The sequence below is a fragment of the Gilliamella mensalis genome, from assembly GCF_900103085.1.
GTDB lineage: Bacteria > Pseudomonadota > Gammaproteobacteria > Enterobacterales > Orbaceae > Gilliamella > Gilliamella mensalis.
In genome coordinates, this window is the sequence record NZ_FMWR01000005.1 from 26,095 (window position 1) to 46,997 (window position 20,903).

The 20,903-nt window shown below is 36.8% G+C and carries 17 protein-coding genes; 4 read left to right on the top strand and 13 right to left on the bottom strand.

Annotated features, from left to right (window positions below):
- Window positions 1–3: 3 nt before the first annotated feature.
- The 8 genes from rpoC to pgk form a co-directional block, all read right to left on the bottom strand.
- Complete coding sequence (gene rpoC / locus BQ5209_RS02615) at window positions 4–4,221, bottom strand: DNA-directed RNA polymerase subunit beta' (RefSeq protein ID WP_085247023.1); 4,218 nt, start codon at window positions 4,219–4,221, stop codon at window positions 4–6.
- Window positions 4,222–4,311: 90 nt separating this feature from the next.
- Window positions 4,312–8,340 carry a DNA-directed RNA polymerase subunit beta gene (rpoB, locus tag BQ5209_RS02620; RefSeq protein WP_085247024.1) on the bottom strand — a complete coding sequence of 1,343 codons (4,029 nt, stop codon included), beginning with the start codon at window positions 8,338–8,340 and terminating at the stop codon, window positions 4,312–4,314.
- A gap of 246 nt (window positions 8,341–8,586) precedes the next feature.
- Window positions 8,587–8,955, bottom strand: a complete 369-nt coding sequence (gene rplL, locus BQ5209_RS02625) for a 50S ribosomal protein L7/L12 (protein WP_085247025.1) — start codon at window positions 8,953–8,955, stop codon at window positions 8,587–8,589.
- A 59-nt stretch (window positions 8,956–9,014) separates the two neighbouring features.
- Window positions 9,015–9,512 carry a 50S ribosomal protein L10 gene (gene rplJ, locus BQ5209_RS02630; protein WP_065638973.1) on the bottom strand — a complete coding sequence of 166 codons (498 nt, stop codon included), beginning with the start codon at window positions 9,510–9,512 and terminating at the stop codon, window positions 9,015–9,017.
- 231 nt (window positions 9,513–9,743) lie between these two features.
- The gene (gene rplA / locus BQ5209_RS02635) at window positions 9,744–10,445 is read right to left on the bottom strand and encodes a 50S ribosomal protein L1 (RefSeq protein ID WP_085247026.1); all 702 of its coding nucleotides are present in this window, start codon (window positions 10,443–10,445) and stop codon (window positions 9,744–9,746) included.
- A 3-nt stretch (window positions 10,446–10,448) separates the two neighbouring features.
- Entirely contained in the window at window positions 10,449–10,877 is a 429-nt protein-coding gene (gene rplK, locus BQ5209_RS02640; RefSeq protein WP_034884321.1) for a 50S ribosomal protein L11, read from the bottom strand.
- 187 nt (window positions 10,878–11,064) lie between these two features.
- Entirely contained in the window at window positions 11,065–12,144 is a 1,080-nt protein-coding gene (gene fbaA, locus BQ5209_RS02645; RefSeq protein WP_085247027.1) for a class II fructose-bisphosphate aldolase, read from the bottom strand.
- Window positions 12,145–12,217: 73 nt separating this feature from the next.
- Entirely contained in the window at window positions 12,218–13,381 is a 1,164-nt protein-coding gene (gene pgk, locus BQ5209_RS02650; RefSeq protein ID WP_085247028.1) for a phosphoglycerate kinase, read from the bottom strand.
- Window positions 13,382–13,605: 224 nt separating this feature from the next.
- Here pgk and rpsT point away from each other — a divergent pair, with 224 nt between their 5' ends.
- From rpsT to dtd, 4 genes are all read left to right on the top strand, one after another.
- Window positions 13,606–13,869, top strand: a complete 264-nt coding sequence (gene rpsT, locus BQ5209_RS02655) for a 30S ribosomal protein S20 (protein ID WP_025316521.1) — start codon at window positions 13,606–13,608, stop codon at window positions 13,867–13,869.
- Between the two features lie 185 nt (window positions 13,870–14,054).
- Window positions 14,055–14,594, top strand: coding sequence for an SPOR domain-containing protein (locus BQ5209_RS02660; RefSeq protein WP_085247029.1), 540 nt, complete (start codon window positions 14,055–14,057; stop codon window positions 14,592–14,594).
- Between the two features lie 10 nt (window positions 14,595–14,604).
- Window positions 14,605–15,426, top strand: coding sequence for a virulence factor BrkB family protein (locus BQ5209_RS02665; protein ID WP_085247030.1), 822 nt, complete (start codon window positions 14,605–14,607; stop codon window positions 15,424–15,426).
- A 26-nt stretch (window positions 15,427–15,452) separates the two neighbouring features.
- Window positions 15,453–15,887 (top strand): D-aminoacyl-tRNA deacylase, encoded by a 435-nt coding sequence (gene dtd / locus BQ5209_RS02670; RefSeq protein ID WP_085247031.1) that lies wholly within the window; start codon window positions 15,453–15,455, stop codon window positions 15,885–15,887.
- 222 nt (window positions 15,888–16,109) lie between these two features.
- On the opposite strand, the gene metA is transcribed toward dtd, so the two are convergent.
- The 5 genes from metA to BQ5209_RS02695 form a co-directional block, all read right to left on the bottom strand.
- A complete protein-coding gene (gene metA / locus BQ5209_RS02675) occupies window positions 16,110–17,042 on the bottom strand; it encodes a homoserine O-acetyltransferase MetA (RefSeq protein WP_085247032.1) in 933 nt (310 codons plus the stop codon).
- Window positions 17,043–17,269: 227 nt separating this feature from the next.
- Complete coding sequence (locus BQ5209_RS02680; RefSeq protein ID WP_085247033.1) at window positions 17,270–18,082, bottom strand: peptide ABC transporter ATP-binding protein; 813 nt, start codon at window positions 18,080–18,082, stop codon at window positions 17,270–17,272.
- Between the two features lie 22 nt (window positions 18,083–18,104).
- Window positions 18,105–19,094: a peptide ABC transporter ATP-binding protein gene (locus BQ5209_RS02685; protein ID WP_085247034.1), complete on the bottom strand. Its 990-nt coding sequence runs from the start codon at window positions 19,092–19,094 to the stop codon at window positions 18,105–18,107.
- Between the two features lie 2 nt (window positions 19,095–19,096).
- Window positions 19,097–19,957: an ABC transporter permease subunit gene (locus tag BQ5209_RS02690; protein ID WP_085247035.1), complete on the bottom strand. Its 861-nt coding sequence runs from the start codon at window positions 19,955–19,957 to the stop codon at window positions 19,097–19,099.
- The gene (locus tag BQ5209_RS02695) at window positions 19,950–20,801 is read right to left on the bottom strand and encodes an ABC transporter permease subunit (RefSeq protein WP_167370299.1); all 852 of its coding nucleotides are present in this window, start codon (window positions 20,799–20,801) and stop codon (window positions 19,950–19,952) included. The genes BQ5209_RS02690 and BQ5209_RS02695 overlap by 8 nt, the downstream gene beginning before the upstream one ends.
- Window positions 20,802–20,903 lie beyond the last annotated feature (102 nt).

Below are 20,903 nucleotides of genomic sequence, written 5' to 3' on the forward strand. Positions count from 1 at the left end.
AGACTATTGATTCTCTTCAGCAGAGTTTAACAATTCAGCTAAATTAGCGGTTGCTTCTTCTGCTGAAATTGTTGTTTGAATCTCATCAGTTGATGGCATTGCGCGTTTACGTAAACGTTCTTTATGGTAAGCATACCCCGTACCTGCTGGAATTAATCGACCAACAATTACGTTTTCTTTTAAGCCACGTAATTCGTCATTTTTACCCGCCACCGCAGCTTCGGTTAAAACGCGAGTCGTTTCTTGGAACGAAGCGGCAGAAATAAATGATTCAGTTGTTAGTGATGCTTTAGTAATACCAAGTAAATCGTGTAAGTAAACAATTGGTTCTTTATTTTGCGCTTCAAGTTCACGGTTGATAATCTTCAAGCGTGAAACTTCAAGTTGTTCACCTTCAAGTAGACGAGAGCCACCTGGATGAATAACCGTTGCTTTACGTAACATTTGGCGTACGATAACTTCAATGTGTTTATCATTAATTTTTACACCTTGTAGACGATAAACTTCTTGAACTTCGTTAACAATATAACGTGTTACCGCATTAACGCCACGTAGACGTAAAATATCATGCGCAGATTCAGGACCATCAGAAATCACATCACCACGGCCAACTTGTTCGCCTTCAAATACGTTAAGTTGACGCCATTTTGGAATCATCTCTTCATATGGTTCACTACCATCTAATGGCGTGATAATTAAGCGACGTTTACCTTTTGTTTCTTTACCGAATGAAATGATACCATCAATTTCAGCCAAGATAGCTGGTTCTTTTGGTTTACGTGCTTCAAATAAGTCAGCAACACGCGGTAAACCACCGGTGATATCTTTAGTACCTACAGATGCTTGTGGAATACGAGCAAGTGTATCACCAATATTGATTTCAGCACCATCTTCCAACTGTACTAATGCTTTACCAGGTAAAAAGTATTGCGCAAGCATTTCTGTACCAGCAAGATAGATATCATCACCTTTAGCATCAACAATTTTGATGGCTGGACGTAAATCTTTACCAACACCAGTACGTTCTGCTACATCTAGTATCGCAATAGATGATAAACCTGTTAATTCATCGGTTTGACGCGTAATTGTTTGACCATCAACCATATCCACAAAACGGACAAAACCTCTAGTTTCAGAGATAACTGGCATAGTATGTGGATCCCAGTTAGCCACTGTTTCACCCGCATCAACCGCAACACCATTACCTTTACTTAAAATCGAACCATAAGGCACTTTATAGGTTTCTTTCATTCGACCTAAGTCATCAATAATGGTTAATTCAGCATTACGCGAAGTAATTACTAGTTTCTTATCTGGGTTAGTTACAAATTTAGCATTAGTTAATTTAATACTACCTTTGTTTTTAACTTGAACACTTGATTCAGCTGCCGCTCGCGATGCCGCACCACCAATATGGAACGTACGCATGGTTAACTGTGTACCTGGCTCACCGATTGATTGCGCCGCAATAACACCGATTGCTTCACCTTTATTGACCAAGTGACCACGTGCTAAGTCACGACCATAACATTTTGCACACACACCAAAATCAGTATCACACGAAACCACTGAGCGCACTTTAACGCTATCAACAGATTCCGCTTCAAGTAAGTCACATTTACTTTCATCAAGTAATGTGTTACGTGGGATTAAGATATCCGCACTACCTGGTTTTAATACATCTTCAGCCGTAACTCGACCTAATACTCGTTCACGAAGTGGCTCTTTAACATCACCGCCTTCAATAACAGGTGTCATTACCACGCCTTCTAAGGTGCCACAGTCATCTTCAATGACCACTAAATCTTGTGCCACATCAACTAAACGTCGAGTTAAGTAACCTGAGTTCGCTGTTTTTAATGCGGTATCAGCAAGACCTTTACGCGCACCATGCGTAGAGATAAAGTACTGAAGTACGTTTAAGCCTTCACGGAAGTTTGCAGTGATAGGCGTTTCAATAATCGAACCATCTGGTTTTGCCATCAAACCACGCATACCAGCAAGCTGACGAATCTGTGCTGCAGAACCACGCGCACCAGAGTCGGCCATCATGTAAATACTATTGAAAGAAGATTGAACTTCTTCTTCACCTTCACGGTTAATTACTTTTTCAGTTGATAAGTTATCCATCATCGCTTTAGCAACGCGTTCATTCGCAGCAGCCCAAATATCGATAACTTTGTTATAACGTTCACCTGCAGTTACTAAACCAGATTGGAATTGCTCTTGAATTTCAGCAACTTCGATTTCAGCTTCGTTGATGATTTGTGATTTCTTCGCCGGAATTTCCATATCATCAATACCAACTGATACACCTGAACGCGCCGCATAAGCAAATCCAGTGTACATGATTTGGTCAGCTAAAATAACTGTATCTTTCATGCCTAACTGGCGATAACAGATATTTAAAATTTTAGAGATCGCTTTTTTACCCAAAGGTTGATTGATAACAGAGAAGCTCATCCCTTTTGGCATAATTAACCATAAAATTGCACGACCAACTGTTGTATCAACCACCGAGGTGGTATCTTCCCACTCACCTACACTATTACGTTGGCTTTCAGTAATACGGACTTTAACCTTAGCATGTAATTCAACTAGACCTAAACGATATAGCTTTTCAGCTTCTTTAGGACCGGTTAATATCATGCCTTCACCTTTGGCATTGACTTTATCACGAGTCATATAGTAAAGACCTAAAACCACGTCCTGTGAAGGAACGATGATAGGCTCACCACTTGCCGGTGAAAGAATATTGTTAGTTGACATCATTAACGCACGTGCTTCTAATTGTGCTTCTAACGTTAATGGAACGTGAACCGCCATTTGGTCACCATCGAAGTCAGCATTAAATGCCGCACAAACTAATGGATGTAATTGAATTGCTTTACCTTCAATTAGAATCGGCTCAAATGCTTGAATACCTAATCTATGTAATGTTGGTGCACGGTTTAGTAATACTGGATGTTCACGAATAACTTCATCTAAGATATCCCATACAATTGCATCTTCACGCTCAACCATTTTCTTCGCTGCTTTAATGGTTGTTGCATAACCGCGACGTTCTAATTTACCGTAAATAAATGGTTTGAATAATTCAAGGGCCATCTTCTTCGGTAAACCACACTGATGCAAATGTAAGTATGGACCTACAGTAATTACAGAACGACCAGAATAGTCAACACGTTTACCTAATAAGTTTTGACGGAAACGACCTTGCTTACCTTTAATCATATCAGCAAGTGACTTCAATGGACGTTTGTTTGAACCTGTAATTGCACGACCACGACGACCATTATCTAATAATGCATCGACCGATTCTTGTAACATACGTTTTTCATTACGTACAATGATATCCGGCGCAGCCAAGTCTAATAAACGTTTTAAACGGTTATTACGGTTAATAACTCGACGATAAAGATCATTGAGATCTGATGTTGCAAAACGTCCGCCATCAAGTGGCACTAATGGGCGTAAATCTGGTGGCAACACAGGTAATACGTTTAGAATCATCCATTCAGGTTTGTTTTCTGATTGAATAAATGCTTCAATAATCTTAATTCGTTTGGTCAGTTTTTTACGCTTAGTTTCAGAATTAGTGGTTGATAGTTCATCACGTAGTGCTTCACATTCCGCTTGCACATCAATATTACGTAATAACTCTTGGATAGCTTCTGCCCCCATGCGAGCATCAAATTCGTCACCAAACTCTTCTAACGCATCTAAATATTGTTCTTCAGTTAAAATCTGACCACGCTCAAGATTAGTCATACCACCATCAAGAACCATAAATGATTCAAAATAAAGCACTCGTTCAATATCACGAAGTGGCATATCAAGTAATAAACCGATACGAGATGGTAATGATTTTAAAAACCAGATATGGGCAGTTGGTGATGCAAGTTCAATGTGCCCCATACGTTCACGACGTACTTTAGCTTGAGTTACTTCAACTCCACATTTTTCACAAATCACACCACGGTGTTTTAAACGTTTATATTTTCCACATAAACATTCATAATCTTTTACTGGTCCAAAAATACGCGCACAAAACAATCCGTCACGCTCAGGTTTGAACGTACGATAATTGATTGTTTCAGGTTTTTTAACTTCACCAAAAGACCATGAACGAATCATATCAGGAGAAGCAAGCCCTATCTTGATAGCATCAAAATCTTCTGTTTTTGTTTGTGCTTTTAGAAACTTTAGTAAGTCTTTCACAATTGACTCCTATGGAGTTAAACCAATTAGATAACTTATTATTGCTAATAAGTTATCCCTATAAATAGAAATCATTTAAGTTAGCAAAAATTACTCTTCATCTAACTCGATATTAATGCCTAGCGAACGGATCTCTTTTAATAGTACATTAAATGATTCTGGAATCGCAGGCTCCATACGATGATCACCATCTACAATATTTTTATACATCTTAGTACGGCCGTTTACGTCATCTGATTTAACGGTTAACATTTCTTGTAAAGTATAAGCTGCACCATATGCTTCAAGTGCCCATACTTCCATCTCACCAAAACGTTGACCACCAAATTGAGCTTTACCACCCAATGGTTGTTGAGTAACCAGACTGTATGAACCAGTAGAGCGGGCATGCATTTTGTCATCAACTAAGTGATTCAATTTAAGCATGTACATATAACCTACAGTAACTGGACGTTCAAATTGTTCACCTGTACGACCGTCATACAACGTAATTTGACCAGAAGTCGGCAAATCACCCAGCTCTAGTAAGGCTTTAATTTCTTGCTCTTTGGCACCATCAAACACAGGTGTTGCTAGTGGCATACCATTACGCAAGTTTTGTGCTAAATTCATGACTTCTTGATCAGTAAATTCTGCTACATTAACTTTTTGTGCAGCCCCTAAGCCAAGATCATAGGCTTTTTGAATAAACTCACGTAATTTAGCTAACTCTTGCTGTTCTTTTAACATCGCATCAATCTTCTGACCAATACCTTTAGCAGCCATACCCAAGTGAGTTTCTAGGATCTGTCCAATATTCATACGAGATGGAACACCTAGTGGATTTAATACGATATCGACCGGACGACCTTTATCATCATATGGCATATCTTCAATTGGGTTAATTTTAGAGATAACCCCTTTGTTACCATGACGACCAGCCATCTTATCACCAGGCTGAATTTGACGTTTAACCGCTAAGTAAACTTTCACTATTTTGAGCACACCTGGTTGTAAATCATCACCTTGCGTGATCTTCATACGTTTAGCTTCAAGTTTTTTATTAAATTCAGCTTTGATCTCTTCGTGCTGTTCAGCAAGTTGTTCTAATTGAGCTTGTTTATCTTCATTTGCAATACCGATTGTTAACCATTTTTCACGTGGTAAAGCATCTAATTTATCAGCGCTGATTCCACCTGAAATTAGTACATCACGAATACGAGCAAATAATGCAGCCTCTAAGATTTTAAGTTCTTCAGTTAAATCTTTTCTTGCCTGTTTAAGTTGCATCTCTTCGATTTCAAGCGCACGTTTATCTTTTTGTACGCCATCACGAGTAAACACTTGAACATCAATAACTGTACCTGAAACACCATTAGGCACGCGCAATGAAGTATCTTTAACATCAGAGGCTTTTTCACCAAAAATTGCACGCAGTAATTTTTCTTCTGGCGTTAATTGTGTTTCACCTTTAGGTGTCACTTTACCGACCAAAATATCGCCACCTTGGACTTCAGCACCGATATAAACGATACCTGATTCATCAAGTTTAGATAGTGCAGCTTCACCCACATTTGGAATATCAGCGGTAATCTCTTCTGCGCCTAACTTTGTATCACGAGAAATACAAGATAATTCTTGAATATGAATTGATGTAAAACGGTCGTCTTGTACCACTTTTTCAGAAACTAAAATAGAATCCTCAAAGTTATAACCATTCCATGGCATGAAAGCCACTCGCATGTTTTGACCTAATGCTAACTCACCTAAGTCTGTTGATGGACCATCGGCAAGCACATCGCCACGTTCAACTTTTTCGCCTAATTCTACACATGGAATTTGATTGATACATGTGTTTTGGTTAGAACGGGTATATTTAGTTAAATTATAAATATCAATACCTGTTTCACCGGCATATATTTCATCAGCGTTAACATTAACCACTATACGTGATGCATCAACATATTGAACTGTACCACCACGGCGAGCAACGGCTGTTACACCTGAGTCAACCGCAACAGCACGTTCCATCCCGGTTCCAACAAACGGTTTTTCCGCTTTCAACGTTGGTACTGCCTGACGTTGCATGTTCGCACCCATTAAGGCACGGTTCGCATCATCATGTTCAAGGAATGGAATTAATGATGCACCAACTGATACGATTTGTTGGGTTGATACGTCCATATAATGAACTTGCTCTGGGCTATATAAGCCTGACTCACCGTTTAAGCGACAAGTCACTAAGTCTTCTTTAAAACGCCCATCTTCATCAAGGTTTGAGTTTGCCTGAGCAATCACAAATTCACTTTCATCAATTGCTGATAAATAATTAATTTCGTCAGTTACAATACCATCAATTACTCGACGATATGGTGTTTCCAAAAATCCATACTCATTGGTACGAGCATAAACCGCTAATGAGTTAATTAAACCAATGTTTGGACCTTCAGGCGTTTCAATTGGACATACACGACCGTAATGCGTTGGATGTACGTCACGTACTTCAAATCCCGCTCGTTCACGCGTTAAACCACCTGGACCTAATGCTGAAATACGACGTTTATGCGTAATTTCAGATAATGGATTGTTTTGGTCCATAAATTGAGATAGCTGGCTTGAGCCAAAAAATTCACGAATCGCTGCTGAAATTGGTTTAGCATTAATCATATCTTGTGGCATTAGTGAATCAAGATCACCTAAAGATAAGCGCTCTTTCACTGCTCGCTCAACACGAACTAAACCAATACGGAATTGGTTTTCTGCCATTTCGCCAACACTACGAATACGGCGATTACCTAAATGATCGATATCATCGACTTCACCGTGACCGTTACGAATAGCGATTAATTTCTTCATTACCTCAACGATATCATCTTTCGTTAAAACGCTTTCGCCTTCAATGTCATCACGCCCTAACGAACGGTTGAACTTCATTCGACCAACAGCAGATAAATCATAACGTTCGTCAGAGAAGAATAAATTATCAAATAATCCTTCAGCTGCTTCTTTCGTTGGTGGCTCGCCCGGACGCATCATACGATAAATTTCAACTAACGCACCTAGTCGATCACGCGTTGAATCAACATTTAATGTTTCTGAAATAAATGCACCATGATCTAGATCATTAGTAAATAATGTTTCTATTTTTCTATGTCCAGCATTGGTTAATTGAAGTAATAGTTCTAATGAGATCGGTGTATTGGCAAACGCAACTACCTCGCCTGTTGCTTCGTCAACATAATTTTTAGCAAGAACTTTATTAACAATATATTCAACTGGTACATCAATTTTGCTAACTTTATCTTTTTCTAATTCACGAATGTGACGAGCTGTAATACGTCGGCCTTTTTCAGCATAAACTTTACCTTTTGATTCAATATCAAATAGTGCTGTATCACCACGTAAACGCTCAGGAACAAGATCCATTTTTAATTTAGATTTACCAACTTCAAAAATAGTCTTTTCAAAGAAGATATCTAAAATTTCTTCTGTTTCATAACCTAACGCACGCAAAATAATTGTTGCAGGAAGTTTACGACGACGGTCAATACGAGCAAAAAGATTATCTTTTGGATCAAATTCAAAATCAAGCCAAGAGCCACGATAAGGAATAATCCGAGCATTATATAAAACTTTACCAGAAGAGTGTGTTTTACCTTTATCACTATCAAAGAACACACCTGGACTACGATGTAATTGTGATACGATTACACGTTCTGTACCGTTGATCACAAATGTACCATTGTCTGTCATTAAAGGTATTTCGCCCATGTAGACGTCTTGCTCTTTAATATCTTTAACTGTTCCTTCTGGCGCATCTTTATCATAAATAACTAAACGTAATTTTACGCGCAATGGTGCTGAGTAAGTGATCCCTCTAATTTGACATTCTTTAACATCAAACACAGGTTCGCCCATTTTAAAGCTCACATATTGTAACTCAGCATTACCACTATAACTTTTTATTGGAAATATTGAACGGAATGCAGCTTCTAAGCCATATTGTCCTTCTGGATCTTGTTCAATAAATTTCTGGAACGAATCAAGTTGAATAGAAAGAAGATACGGTATATCCAAGACTTGTGGACGCTTACCAAAATTCTTACGAATTCGTTTTTTCTCGGTATAAGAGTAAACCATTAGTTCCTCAACTTGCTTATCTGCTATTATAGCATGATTAAATATTCATCAGGCGTACTATCGCTAACTGATGCACCTGACACCTCATCGAAAATATCTATAAATATCAATTGATTAGGTTTAATAAATATACTATTTCTTTATTACTTTTTATTGATAATCTTCAAATAAAATTCTTTTACTTATTATAGCGCAAAAAGGCTGGAGGTATAAAACCCCCAGCCATTTATCGTATTATCGATAAACTTATTTAAGTTCGACAACTGCACCAGATTCTTCAAGTGCCTTTTTAAGTTCTTCAGCATCAGCTTTGCTAACACCTTCTTTAACTGTTGCTGGAGCTGATTCAACAAGATCTTTAGCTTCTTTTAAGCCTAAACCTGTTGCACCACGAACTGCTTTGATAACAGCCACTTTATTAGCACCAACATCTTTTAAGATTACATCAAATTCAGTTTTTTCTTCTGCTGCTTCTGCTGGACCTGCTGCTGCAACTGCAACCGCTGCCGCTGCAGAAACGCCAAATTTTTCTTCCATCATTGATACAAGTTCAACAACGTCCATAACAGACATTTCAGCAACTGCATCTAAAATTTGTTCTTTAGTGATAGACATAATATAGTTTCCTAAATTTACATTTTTTTAATTGATAATATTCATAATCAAACTGACAATTAAGCAGCTTCTTTTTGATCACGAACCGCTGCAAGAGTGCGAACCAATTTGCCAGCTGCGGCTTCTTTCATGGTTGACATCAAGCGAGCTAATGCTTCTTCATAAGTAGGTAATGTTGCTAAGCGATCAATGTTCGCTGCAGTAATTAACTCACCTTCAAAGGCTGCGGCTTTAATCTCAAATTTGTCATTTTCTTTCGCAAACGCCTTAAAAAGACGTGCTGCAGCACCTGGGTGCTCATTTGAAAATGCAATTAGAGTTGGACCTACAAACGTATCTTTTAAACACTCGTATTGAGTACCCTCAACAATGCGGCGTAATAGCGTATTACGAACAACACGCATATAAACACCCGCTTCACGAGCAGATTTACGTAATGCAGTCATTTTTTCTACAGTTACGCCACGAGAATCAGCAACAACTGCAGATAGCGCACCTTTGGCGATTTCATTAACTTCAGCAACAATTTCTTGTTTATTTTGAAGATTTAGTGCCATTGGTATTGCTCCTGGATTATACTAGGCAAAAGCCTAGACTAATTTTAACTAGCTACAAATGTAACTAGCACAACCACGATGAGCAGAATCCTTCTATATATATCTTATCAGGTTCTGTCACCGTCTACGTAGGAAAATTAAGTAGTCAAATTTCAACTACACCTACGGTCTTGGACGGGGTCTGGTTAAGGCCAGACACCAACCGATTTTTTTTGTTTAACTATAAAATAATTAAACAGTTGCATTTAATGTTGCTTGATCAATTGCAACACCAGCGCCCATTGTAGTTGAAAGACTTACTTTCTTAACAAAGACACCTTTAGAAGATGCTGGTTTTGCACGTTTTAACGCAACAAGTAATGCTTCTAAATTCTCTTTAAGTTTATCTGCATCAAAATCAGCTTTACCGATAGTAGTATGGATAATACCATTTTTATCATTACGGTAACGAATTTGACCAGCTTTAGCATTTTTTACAGCTTCAGCAACGTTAGGGGTTACAGTTCCAACTTTAGGGTTTGGCATTAAACCACGCGGTCCTAAAATTTGACCTAATTGACCAACAACACGCATAGCGTCAGGTGATGCAATAACAACATCAAAATCCATTTCGCCTTTTTTGATTTGATCAGCAAGATCTTCCATACCCACTAATTCAGCACCAGCTTCTTTAGCGGCTTCTGCATTTGCTCCTTGAGTAAATACAGCAACACGTACGCTACGTCCAGTACCGTGTGGAAGCACGATTGCGCCACGAACATTTTGGTCTGATTTACGTGAATCAATACCTAAATTAACGGCAACATCAACACTTTCTGTAAATTTAGCGGTAGCAAGTTCTTTTAATAAAGCAATAGCTTCATTAATTTCATATTGCTTAGTCGCATTTACTTTTTCGCGGATAAGTTTAGCTTTCTTAGATAATTTAGCCATTGATTAACCCTCCACTTCCAAACCCATTGAACGTGCTGTTCCTTCAATAGAACGCATCATCGTTTCAATGGTAGCACCATTCATATCTGCAGCTTTTAATTCAGCGATTTCGCGAATTTGTGCACTCGTTACTTTACCAACTTTTTTCTTGTTAGGTTCGCCTGAACCAGACTTGATTTTAGCTGCTTTCTTTAATAAAACTGCTGCTGGAGGTGTTTTAGTTACGAATGTAAATGAACGGTCAGAATATACTGTAATTACAACAGGAATCGGTAAGCCTTTTTCCATGCTTTCTGTTTTTGCATTAAACGCTTTACAAAATTCCATGATATTAACACCGTGTTGACCAAGTGCTGGACCAACAGGTGGACTAGGATTTGCTGCACCAGCTGCAACTTGCAACTTGATGTAAGCTTGTACTTTTTTTGCCATTTTTTAGTTTCCTTTGCTCGGGTGCAAACGCCTCTATTAATAATAACTATTAATAAATAGACAGCTCCCCTAAGTTAAATGAGGGCAGGATTATCCTATAACTCAAATAAAAATGCAAGATTTATTTAAAAGCATATAAATCAACAGCAAGGCTAACGCCTTGCTTTTAACTTAAACAATAATAAAATTAAAGCACATTAACGGCGTTAAGCTCTTTAAATGCAAGTTCTAAACGAGCAACTAAAGAATCTTGACCTTTGCGCAGCCATACACGCGGATCGTAGTATTTTTTATTCGGAGCATCAGCACCTTCAGGATTACCTAATTGGCCTTGTAGATATGCCTCATTTGCTTTGTAATAATCTAAAATACCAGACCAATTTGCCCATTGAGTATCTGTGTCAATGTTCATTTTAATTACACCATAACTGACTGCTTCTGCTATTTCTTCTGGTGTTGAACCTGAACCGCCATGGAATACAAAGTTTAATGATTTTGCAGGTAAACCAAACTTCTCAGATACATATTTTTGTGAATTATCTAGGATTTTTGGCGTTAATTTAACATTACCTGGTTTATAAACACCATGAACATTACCAAATGATGCCGCAATAGTAAAACGAGGGCTAATAGCGCTTAAACGCTCATAAGCATAAGCCACATCTTCTGGCTGAGTGTAAAGTGCTGAGCTATCCATATGACTGTTGTCAACACCATCTTCCTCACCGCCAGTACATCCTAACTCTAACTCTAATGTCATTTTCATTGCCGACATACGAGCAAGATATTGACAGCAAATATCGATATTATCTTTGAGTGACTCTTCAGAAAGATCAATCATATGAGAAGAAAATAATGGCTTACCAGTTTTAGCAAAATGCGTTTCACCTGCATCAAGTAATCCATCAACCCATGGAAGTAATTTTTTTGCACAATGATCAGTATGAACAATAACAGGAACACCATATTTTTCAGCCATAAGATGAACATGTTTTGCCCCAGAAATTGCACCCAAAACAGCACATTCTTGACCTTCTAATTTCAGGCCTTTACCTGCAATAAACTGAGCACCACCATTTGAAAATTGAACAATGACTGGCGACCCAACCTTAGCAGCAGTTTCAATAACCGCATTGATTGTATTTGTATCAACACAATTTACAGCCGGTAATGCAAAGTTATTTTCACGAGCGATTTGAAATACTTTTTGAACATCATCACCAGTAACAACACCAGATTTAACAACATCAGAAATCTTAGTAACCATTTTATTACCTATAAATTTATTTGTAAAAATTAAAGGATAAGTAATTGACTCATCCTTTTACTGTATTTAAATTCTATGCTTTTGCTCTTTCTTCTAACATTGCAACAGCAGGTAGTTTTTTACCTTCAACAAACTCAAGGAAAGCGCCGCCACCAGTTGAAATATAAGAGATTTTATTTTCAATACCAAATAAATCAATTGCAGCTAATGTATCGCCACCACCTGCGATGGAAAAACCATCACTATCAGCGATTGCGTTGGCAACAATTTCAGTACCACGACGGAAATTAGCAAATTCAAAAACACCTACTGGACCATTCCACAAAATGGTTTTAGCATTTTTAATGATATCAGCCAATACCTCTGCTGATTTATCGCCTAAATCAAGAATTTGTTCATTTTCTTTAACATCTTGAACTGACTTTTCAGTTGCAGTAGCTGTTTCGCTAAATTCAGTTGCAACACGCACATCAGTTGGGACAGGGATTTCACAGTTCGCCATTAATTTTTTAGCTTCAGGAATAAGATCTGCTTCGTAAAGTGATTTGCCTACATTATAACCTTCAGCAGCAATAAAGGTATTAGCAATACCACCACCGACAATAATTTGATCAGCGATTTTCGATAAAGAATCAAGTACGGTTAATTTTGTTGATACTTTAGAGCCAGCAACAATAGCCACCATTGGTCTTGCTGGATTATCTAGCGCTTTACCTAAAGCATCAAGTTCAGCTGCTAATAATGGACCTGCACAAGCAACTGGCGCAAATTTACCTGCACCGTGAGTTGAAGCTTGAGCACGGTGAGCCGTACCAAACGCATCCATCACATAAATATCACAAAGCGCGGCATATTTTTTAGATAAAGTTTCATCATCTTTACCTTCACCAACATTAAAACGGACGTTTTCAAGAACAACTAATTCACCCTCTTTAACGTCAACACCATCTAAATAATCCTTTACTAAACGAACAGGGAATGACACATGTTCTTTTAAGTAATCAACAACAGGTTGCAAAGAAAACTCTTGGTTATACTCCCCTTCTGTTGGGCGTCCAATATGAGAAGTAACCATCACTTTGGCACCTTTTTTGATTGCTTCTTCAATAGTAGGTAGTGATGCTTTAATACGTGCATCGGAAGTTACCTTACCATTTTTGACAGGTACATTAAGATCTGAACGGATGAACAAACGTTTTCCTTTTAGATCAAGATCTTGCATTCTAATAATAGACATGACACTTCCTCTTGTAAAATAAAATAAAATAAAACTATCGCTATTCTAACATAAAAATTACTTTTAGGTTACAGACATTAATGGTTAAATAGTAAACACTTATCACAAAAATAAAAATTTCCAATCATATTTTTTTATGCAGCGGCATTGACAATAGAAAGAAAATCAGGCATATTCTGCGACCTTATTAATATCTAATTTTTATCTAAACTTGGGAGTTGACTTTGGCTAATATCAAATCAGCTAAGAAACGTGCGGTTCAATCCGAAAAACGCCGTAAACATAATGCTAGCAACCGTTCAATGATGCGTACTTATATTAAAAAAGTTTACGCAGCTGTTGCAGCTGGTGATAAACAAACAGCTGAAGTAGCATTCAAAGACATGCAAGCAGTTGTTGACCGTCAAGCGGCTCGTGGCTTAATTCACAAAAATAAAGCTGCACGTCATAAAGCGAATTTAATTAAACAAATTAAAGCGTTGGCTTAATGCATTTATTTGTTAACTATCATAGTTAAAGAAAAATGACAAAAAGTGGTGTAAACCACTTTTTTTATATACTCGTTATATTGCAGTGTTAAGAAAATAGAAGAGAGTCTATCGTGGTTCAGCGTGATTATGTTAGGAAAAAGAGCCAATCCAAAAAAAATAAGTCACGAAACAAGCCTAATATAATGATATTTTTGGCTATTATTATCATAATTCTATTTTCTGCTATTCTCTACTTTGTTGCGAACAATGCTCCTGAAAAGAACATTGATTTCCCAAAAGCAAAAACTCAACCACCAGTGTTAACGCTACCTAAGCAACCCCAAGAACGTTGGACATATCTAAAAGAATTAGAAACGCCTAATGCAAGTCATGGTTCAACATCAAATTCAATTGCGAGGGAAAGACAACAAATCTTAGATAGTTTTGTCAATAATACTCGTGCTACTACCCCTTCCTCGCAAGAAAATACAGCGACGAAAAATCAGCCAGTAAATGTAGCACCAACTATCACTAAATGGCTATTACAATGTGGCGCATTTAAAGATAAATCCAATGCTGATACACTAAAAGCTCAGCTTGCGATGACCGGTTTTAGCGGCAATATATCTTCAGGTCCATTATATCGAGTCACAGTAGGGCCATATGTCAGTAAACAAGAAGCAAATAAGGTATTAAACTCATTAAATAGTAATGGGATTAATAATTGTGTTATTTCTAACTAGAAAAAAGACAATGGAAACACTTAAGCAAATACAACTTTTTACGAAAATGTTATGGACACGTATTGACCAAGATCGTCTGACCACCTCTTCTGCTGGGCTTGCTTATACAACGATACTTGCGCTAGTACCGCTTATTACCGTTATTTTTTCTTTATTGTCTGCTTTTCCAATGTTTGATGAAGTTAGTCATTCATTAAAACAATTGATTTATAATAATCTTGTTCCTACAGCAAGCGACACCATCCAAAATTATCTAGAACAATTCATTTCCAATACAAAAAAAATGACCCTTGTTGGAATCATAGGTTTGATTGTGACTTCTTTATTATTAATCAACTCAATTAATACCACGCTTAATCATATCTGGAAGACCAAACGCAAACGTTCATTCATGTATAATCTAACCATGTATTGGACAATACTAACCTTAGGTCCTATTTTAGTTGGATCTAGTGTGGCAGTTAGTTCTTATATCTTTTCGCTCAAATGGCTATCGACAGCAGCAACTGACAATACCCTACTTAATTGTTTGCCCTTTTTTATTTCTGTGGTTGGATTTTGGTTACTCTATAGCATTATTCCTACCGAATCTGTACCTTTTAAAGAATCGATGATTGGTGCACTTGTCGCTGCAGTATTATTTGAATTAGGTAAACGCGCGTTTGCACTGTATGTAACTTCGTTTCCAACCTATCAACTCATTTACGGAGTAGTATCTTCTATTCCTATTATGTTAGTTTGGATCTATTTGTCTTGGTGTATTGTTTTATTCGGAGCCGAATTTGCTGCCACCTTAACTGACTATAATCGACAAAAAAACTGTTATGAATAATCCCTCTTTACCGGAGTAATTAATTTATGATCGCCTTAATTCAACGAGTAAAGCAAGCTAGCGTTACTGTAGACAATCACATTATTGGACAGATTAATCAGGGGTTGCTGATTTTACTCGGTGTTGAGCAAGACGATGACAAGCAAAAAGCAATTCGTTTATGTGAGAAGGTATTAGGCTATCGTATTTTCAGTGATAATGACGGAAAAATGAATCTAAATGTTAGCCAAGCTAACGGCGAAGTATTAGTTGTTTCTCAATTCACTCTAGCTGCCGATACCAAAAAAGGAATGCGTCCAAGTTTTACCAAAGGTGCTAAACCTGATGAAGCAAATAGGCTTTATCAGTTTTTTGTCAAGCAGTGTCAACAAAAAATAACCACTCGAACGGGTCAATTTGCCGCCGACATGCAAGTGTCATTGGTTAATGATGGTCCAGTGACATTTTGGTTACAAGTTTAATGCTCTGGACTAAAAAGATATTCTGATAATCTGTCATAAATTATTGCAATTTTTTCAACCATTATTGGTTGGTATTTAAAAATCCTATTTATCAAGCTTGTCAGAATTGTTCAACTTTACATCATACTAATATTAGCACCCATGTTACTATTGGCTATTAAGTTATCCGCTAGACTTATTATATTCTACAATAGTGAGATAGAAAAAAGAGCATTGGATAAATTAATCATCAATGGTCAAATTACGAGTAGTCAAATCATATGGTGTTAATTGATAAACGTAATAGTTAAGCCAATTACTAAATAACAGATAAGCATGGCTACGCCACGTTGCTTTTGGCTCAGCATCGGGATTATTATCAGGAAAATAATTATAAGGGATATTTGGATTTATACCTGCCTTTAAATCACGAAAATATTCATTGGCTAATGTAAATGAATCATATTCGGGATGACCTGTCACAAAAGCCATACGTTTATCCGGGCTGGCCATTAAATAAGGTCCTGTAGTGTCAGATTTGGCTAAAATAGACAAATCCGTGTAATTTATAATTTTATCAATTGGAAAATCGGCATAACGCGAATGTGGCGCTAAAAAGGTATCATCAAAGCCTCGCGTTAAAATTGCATTAGGTTGAACAATTTGATGCTGATAAACACCCGATAACTTATGTGTACGAGTAAATTTAGGTAAATCATATAATACATTTAATGCCGCTTGCACCGCCCAACAAACAAACATGGTTGAAGTAACATGCTCTTTTGCCCATTTGATAATTTCAGTTAATTTAGGCCAATACACAACATCAGAAAAAGCGACCTTACCTAGTGGTGCACCGGTTATAATTAGCCCATCAAAATTCTGTTCACGAATGTCATCAAAATCACAATAAAAACTGTTTAAATGTTCGACAGGTGTATTTTTTGACTCACGTTGATCAATACGCAATAGCTGAATATCAATTTGTAAAGATGAATTAGAAAGTAAACGTAAAAATTGATTTTCAGTCTCTATTTTTTTAGGCATTAGGTTTAGAAAAAGAAGCTTAAGTGGACGAATTTCTTGAGTATTAGCACGTGATGAAGTCATAACAAATACATTTTCATTACGTAGCACATCAACCGCGGGTAATGAGTCAGGAATACAAATAGGCATAACAACGCTCCTAAAATGATAAATTATTTAAACGCAAATAGACGTCTAGAAATCTATACAGCTAAATATAGTGCGTTTTAGATTATTTGTCGAGATATTTTATTGAGGCAATAATAGACACGATATGTTAAAAAATCATGTTAATAGCTAATTGTCTGGTATATTATTAATGCGTATTGGCAATACGGATCATTATCACCATAGTCTTCTGTTAAAATGGGAATGGATTAAAAAGCTCTGGTATCCGTACGCCAAGTATCTGCAGTGAGCGCTTCACCAAAGTAACTATTTATTAATTTTTTGGTAATATCGCTTAACGGTGACGCCAATACTTCAGCAGTATTACCATATTCAACCAATTCACCATTATGCATAACTAAAATTTCATCACTAATATGTTTCATCATCCCAATATCTTGTGTTACATAAACATAAGAAATATTTTGTTGAACTTGCAATGACAGCATCAAATTAACAATCTGTGAGCGCATCGAAATATCTAATGCAGCTAAAGCTTCATCAAGAATAATGACCTTGGGTTTTAAAATTAAAGCTCTTGCTAATGCCACTCGTTGCTTTTGTCCAGCCGCCATCACTGTAGGATAATAAGAGGCATGCTCGGGCAATAATCCTACTTGTTTTAATACACTACTAATTAGCTTTTCACGCTCATGGGCATCATAATTGGTATTATGCTTAAGAGGGATTTCTAATAATTGTCCGATACGTAATCTAGGATCAAATGAACTTTCAACATGCTGAAAGATCATGCGAATCAGTTGGCAACGATGACTATAATCGCCGTATTGAACTTTATTACCATCAATCCAGATATCACCACTATCTGGTTTTATCATGCCGACTAACATTTTTGCCAATGTCGATTTTCCTGAGCCATTTTGTCCAATAATTGCCAGGGTTTTACCTTCATTAAGAGAAAACGATAATGTTTTCACCGCATCAACACGTAAATGCCCCAAGAAACCTTTAGGGACTTTAAATTGCTTAGATAAGTTTCGTACTTTTAATATTGGATTCATCGAATATTCCTATTATTGACAGCTACTCATCAGTATTTAACGGAAAATGGCAGGCTACGAAATGATCTTTTATCGGTATCAATTCCGGTGCCCAAATACACTGCTTTTGGGCATAAGGACAACGAGGGCCTAATCGACAACCAATCGGTAAATGTTCTAATGATGGAATCACACCAGGTAAAGTATTTAATGGACTTTTATGTGGCATTGCCTTACCAAAATCAGGAATTGCATAAATCAGTGCCTGAGTATAAGGATGATAAGGCGATTTAATTAAATCTTTACTATCCGCAACTTCAACAGTTTGCCCACAATACAGTACATTGATACGATCAGTCCATCTTGTTACCATTTGCAGATCATGGCTGATAAGCAAAATAGTGGTTCCCATGTTTTGATTCATACTAGCAAGCAGCCTGAAAATTTGGGCTTCGGTGGTTGCTTCCATCGCATTTGTCGGTTCATCTGCAATAAGTAGCTTTGGCTGATTAGCCAAGGCAATGGCTATCATCACTTTTTGACATTCACCTTCGGTCAATTCAAACGAATAAGATTTTAAAATTTCCTTATGGTTCTTAATTCCTACCCGATGCAATAACTCGATTGCTCGATGTTTACGCCAAAATAATCGTTGCCACCAATGACCTTTAAATGTTCTTGTTGGTATTGCATCAATTAACTGTTGGCCTACTTTCATAGAAGGATCTAAACAAGACTGAGGTTCCTGAAATATCATTGAGATATTGGCGCTAATAACTTTTCGACGCTGTTTAGGTGTTAACTTTAATAAATCAATATTATCAAAATGAAATCGATCAGCAGAAATTTTCCAGTTATGATTAGTGACCCCTAAAATAGCTTTAGCAATAAGGCTTTTTCCTGAACCTGATTCACCAACCAAGCCTCGAATTTCACCTTCCGACAACTTCAAATTAACGCGATCAATTGCGCGCAAAAGTCCATCAGGTGTAATAAACTCAATGGTTAAATTTCGAACATCCAATAATGCCATAATTAAGTTCCAGCTCGCCGGCCATATAATCCAAAGTTGAATAAATAAACCAAAATAATTGTAGCAGAAACCGCAATGCCCGGAGATAAAAAGGCTAAATAATTGGTGGCGATGATATCTTTCATTTGAAACATCATCATGCCTAAATCTGGTCGTGATACATCATTAGCAAACCCCAAAAAGGTTATAGTGGTAATCGCTAAAATAATTGAACTAAATAACGAAACAATTTCAGTCAAATAAACTGGCAAAATATTAGGAAGAATATAATGATTAAAAATTGAGAAAGGAGATAACCCATCTAACCGATAAGCCTTAATGTAAATCTTATTCCATTCATTAATAGCACGTTGGTGAATATTGTAGATAAAACCAGGGGTATAAGATAAACCAATGACAAGTAACATATTTGTTATGTTATCTCCTAGCACTAAACTAATCACTATCACACCCAATAAAGGGGGAATAACCATACAAAACCGAAAGAGTAAAAGAACAAAAGTGCGCAACAATGGAATAAAAAACATTAAGTAGTTAATCAATCCACCAATAACAATCACATAAAATACAGTTTTAAATGTCATTGACATAGTTGAACGATAACCAATTAACAGAAAATTAAAAATATCTTGTCCCTTTGCATTGGTACCCAATATATGATTTACATCGCCATTTACCCACCATGCAGGCGGTAAACTTATTGCATATACGGGATCTATATGTGCGTGGAAAAACCATTTGGTTGACAATAACACAGACGCAATTACCAAAATTCCATAAAAACCAACCAGCAAATAAAGGTTACTATGCAACTTATGCAAGTATCTTGTTGCAATGCTGATTACCTTAGCTATCCTAGACATAGTTTACCTTATGACGCAATGGATAAATAGCAATGGCGGTAATATCACCCAATAGTGTCAACAAGCTTATTACTGTACCACAGGCAAGAATTGCAATCGAAATGATAAAATAATTATGATGGTGATACGCAATCATCACCCACTGCCCAAGTCCTTCTCGATTATATAAAATTTCTATAACCATGGTAGAAAACAACAGTGTCGTTGTATTATACGTTAACTGTGGAATCGTTGCAGGAATAGAATTAGGTAATAAATGCCGACGTAAAATTTTCAAAAAAGACCTTTCTCGAATAATTGCCATTTTTATAAAGTTTTGATAAGAGGTATTTTTTACTGATTGGCTCACTAATTGAATAGTCATAATACTTGGTTGAATGGCCAAAATAAGCATAGGTAAAAGTAAATAGTGAAACTGCTCCATCAATAGAGTCATCTTATCATCGCTTGAAGAAAGCAAGATGTCTAACATAGATATACTTGTTTTAGCTGGAAATAAATAAAAATTCAACGATACTGACCATGAAGGCGATATTAAAAACATAATAACAACAACAAGTAAAACTAATGGACATGAATAAAGCAATAAACACCCTAAGCGAATTATGTTATTTAACCAATAAACGTTACTCAGTCCAAGAAAGATCCCTAAAGGTAACCCAATGAGTAATGTAACAAGTAAAGCTAAAAGACAAAGTTCAAATGTGGCAGAAAGAGTATGAAAAAAATGTACTTTTTCCCCTGATATTAGAATAAATTTTCCTTGTAACAATTGTTGAAAAAAAGCACTATAGGCATCAATAAAACTAGGCTCCCCCAGCATTGAATGAGGCGAAAAATACACAAGACAAAAGCTTATCTGAGCGAGAACACAGATAATAAATATAAACCTCACTATTTTTTTTAAAATATAGATAATCATTGTATATCTTTATCGCAGGTACGA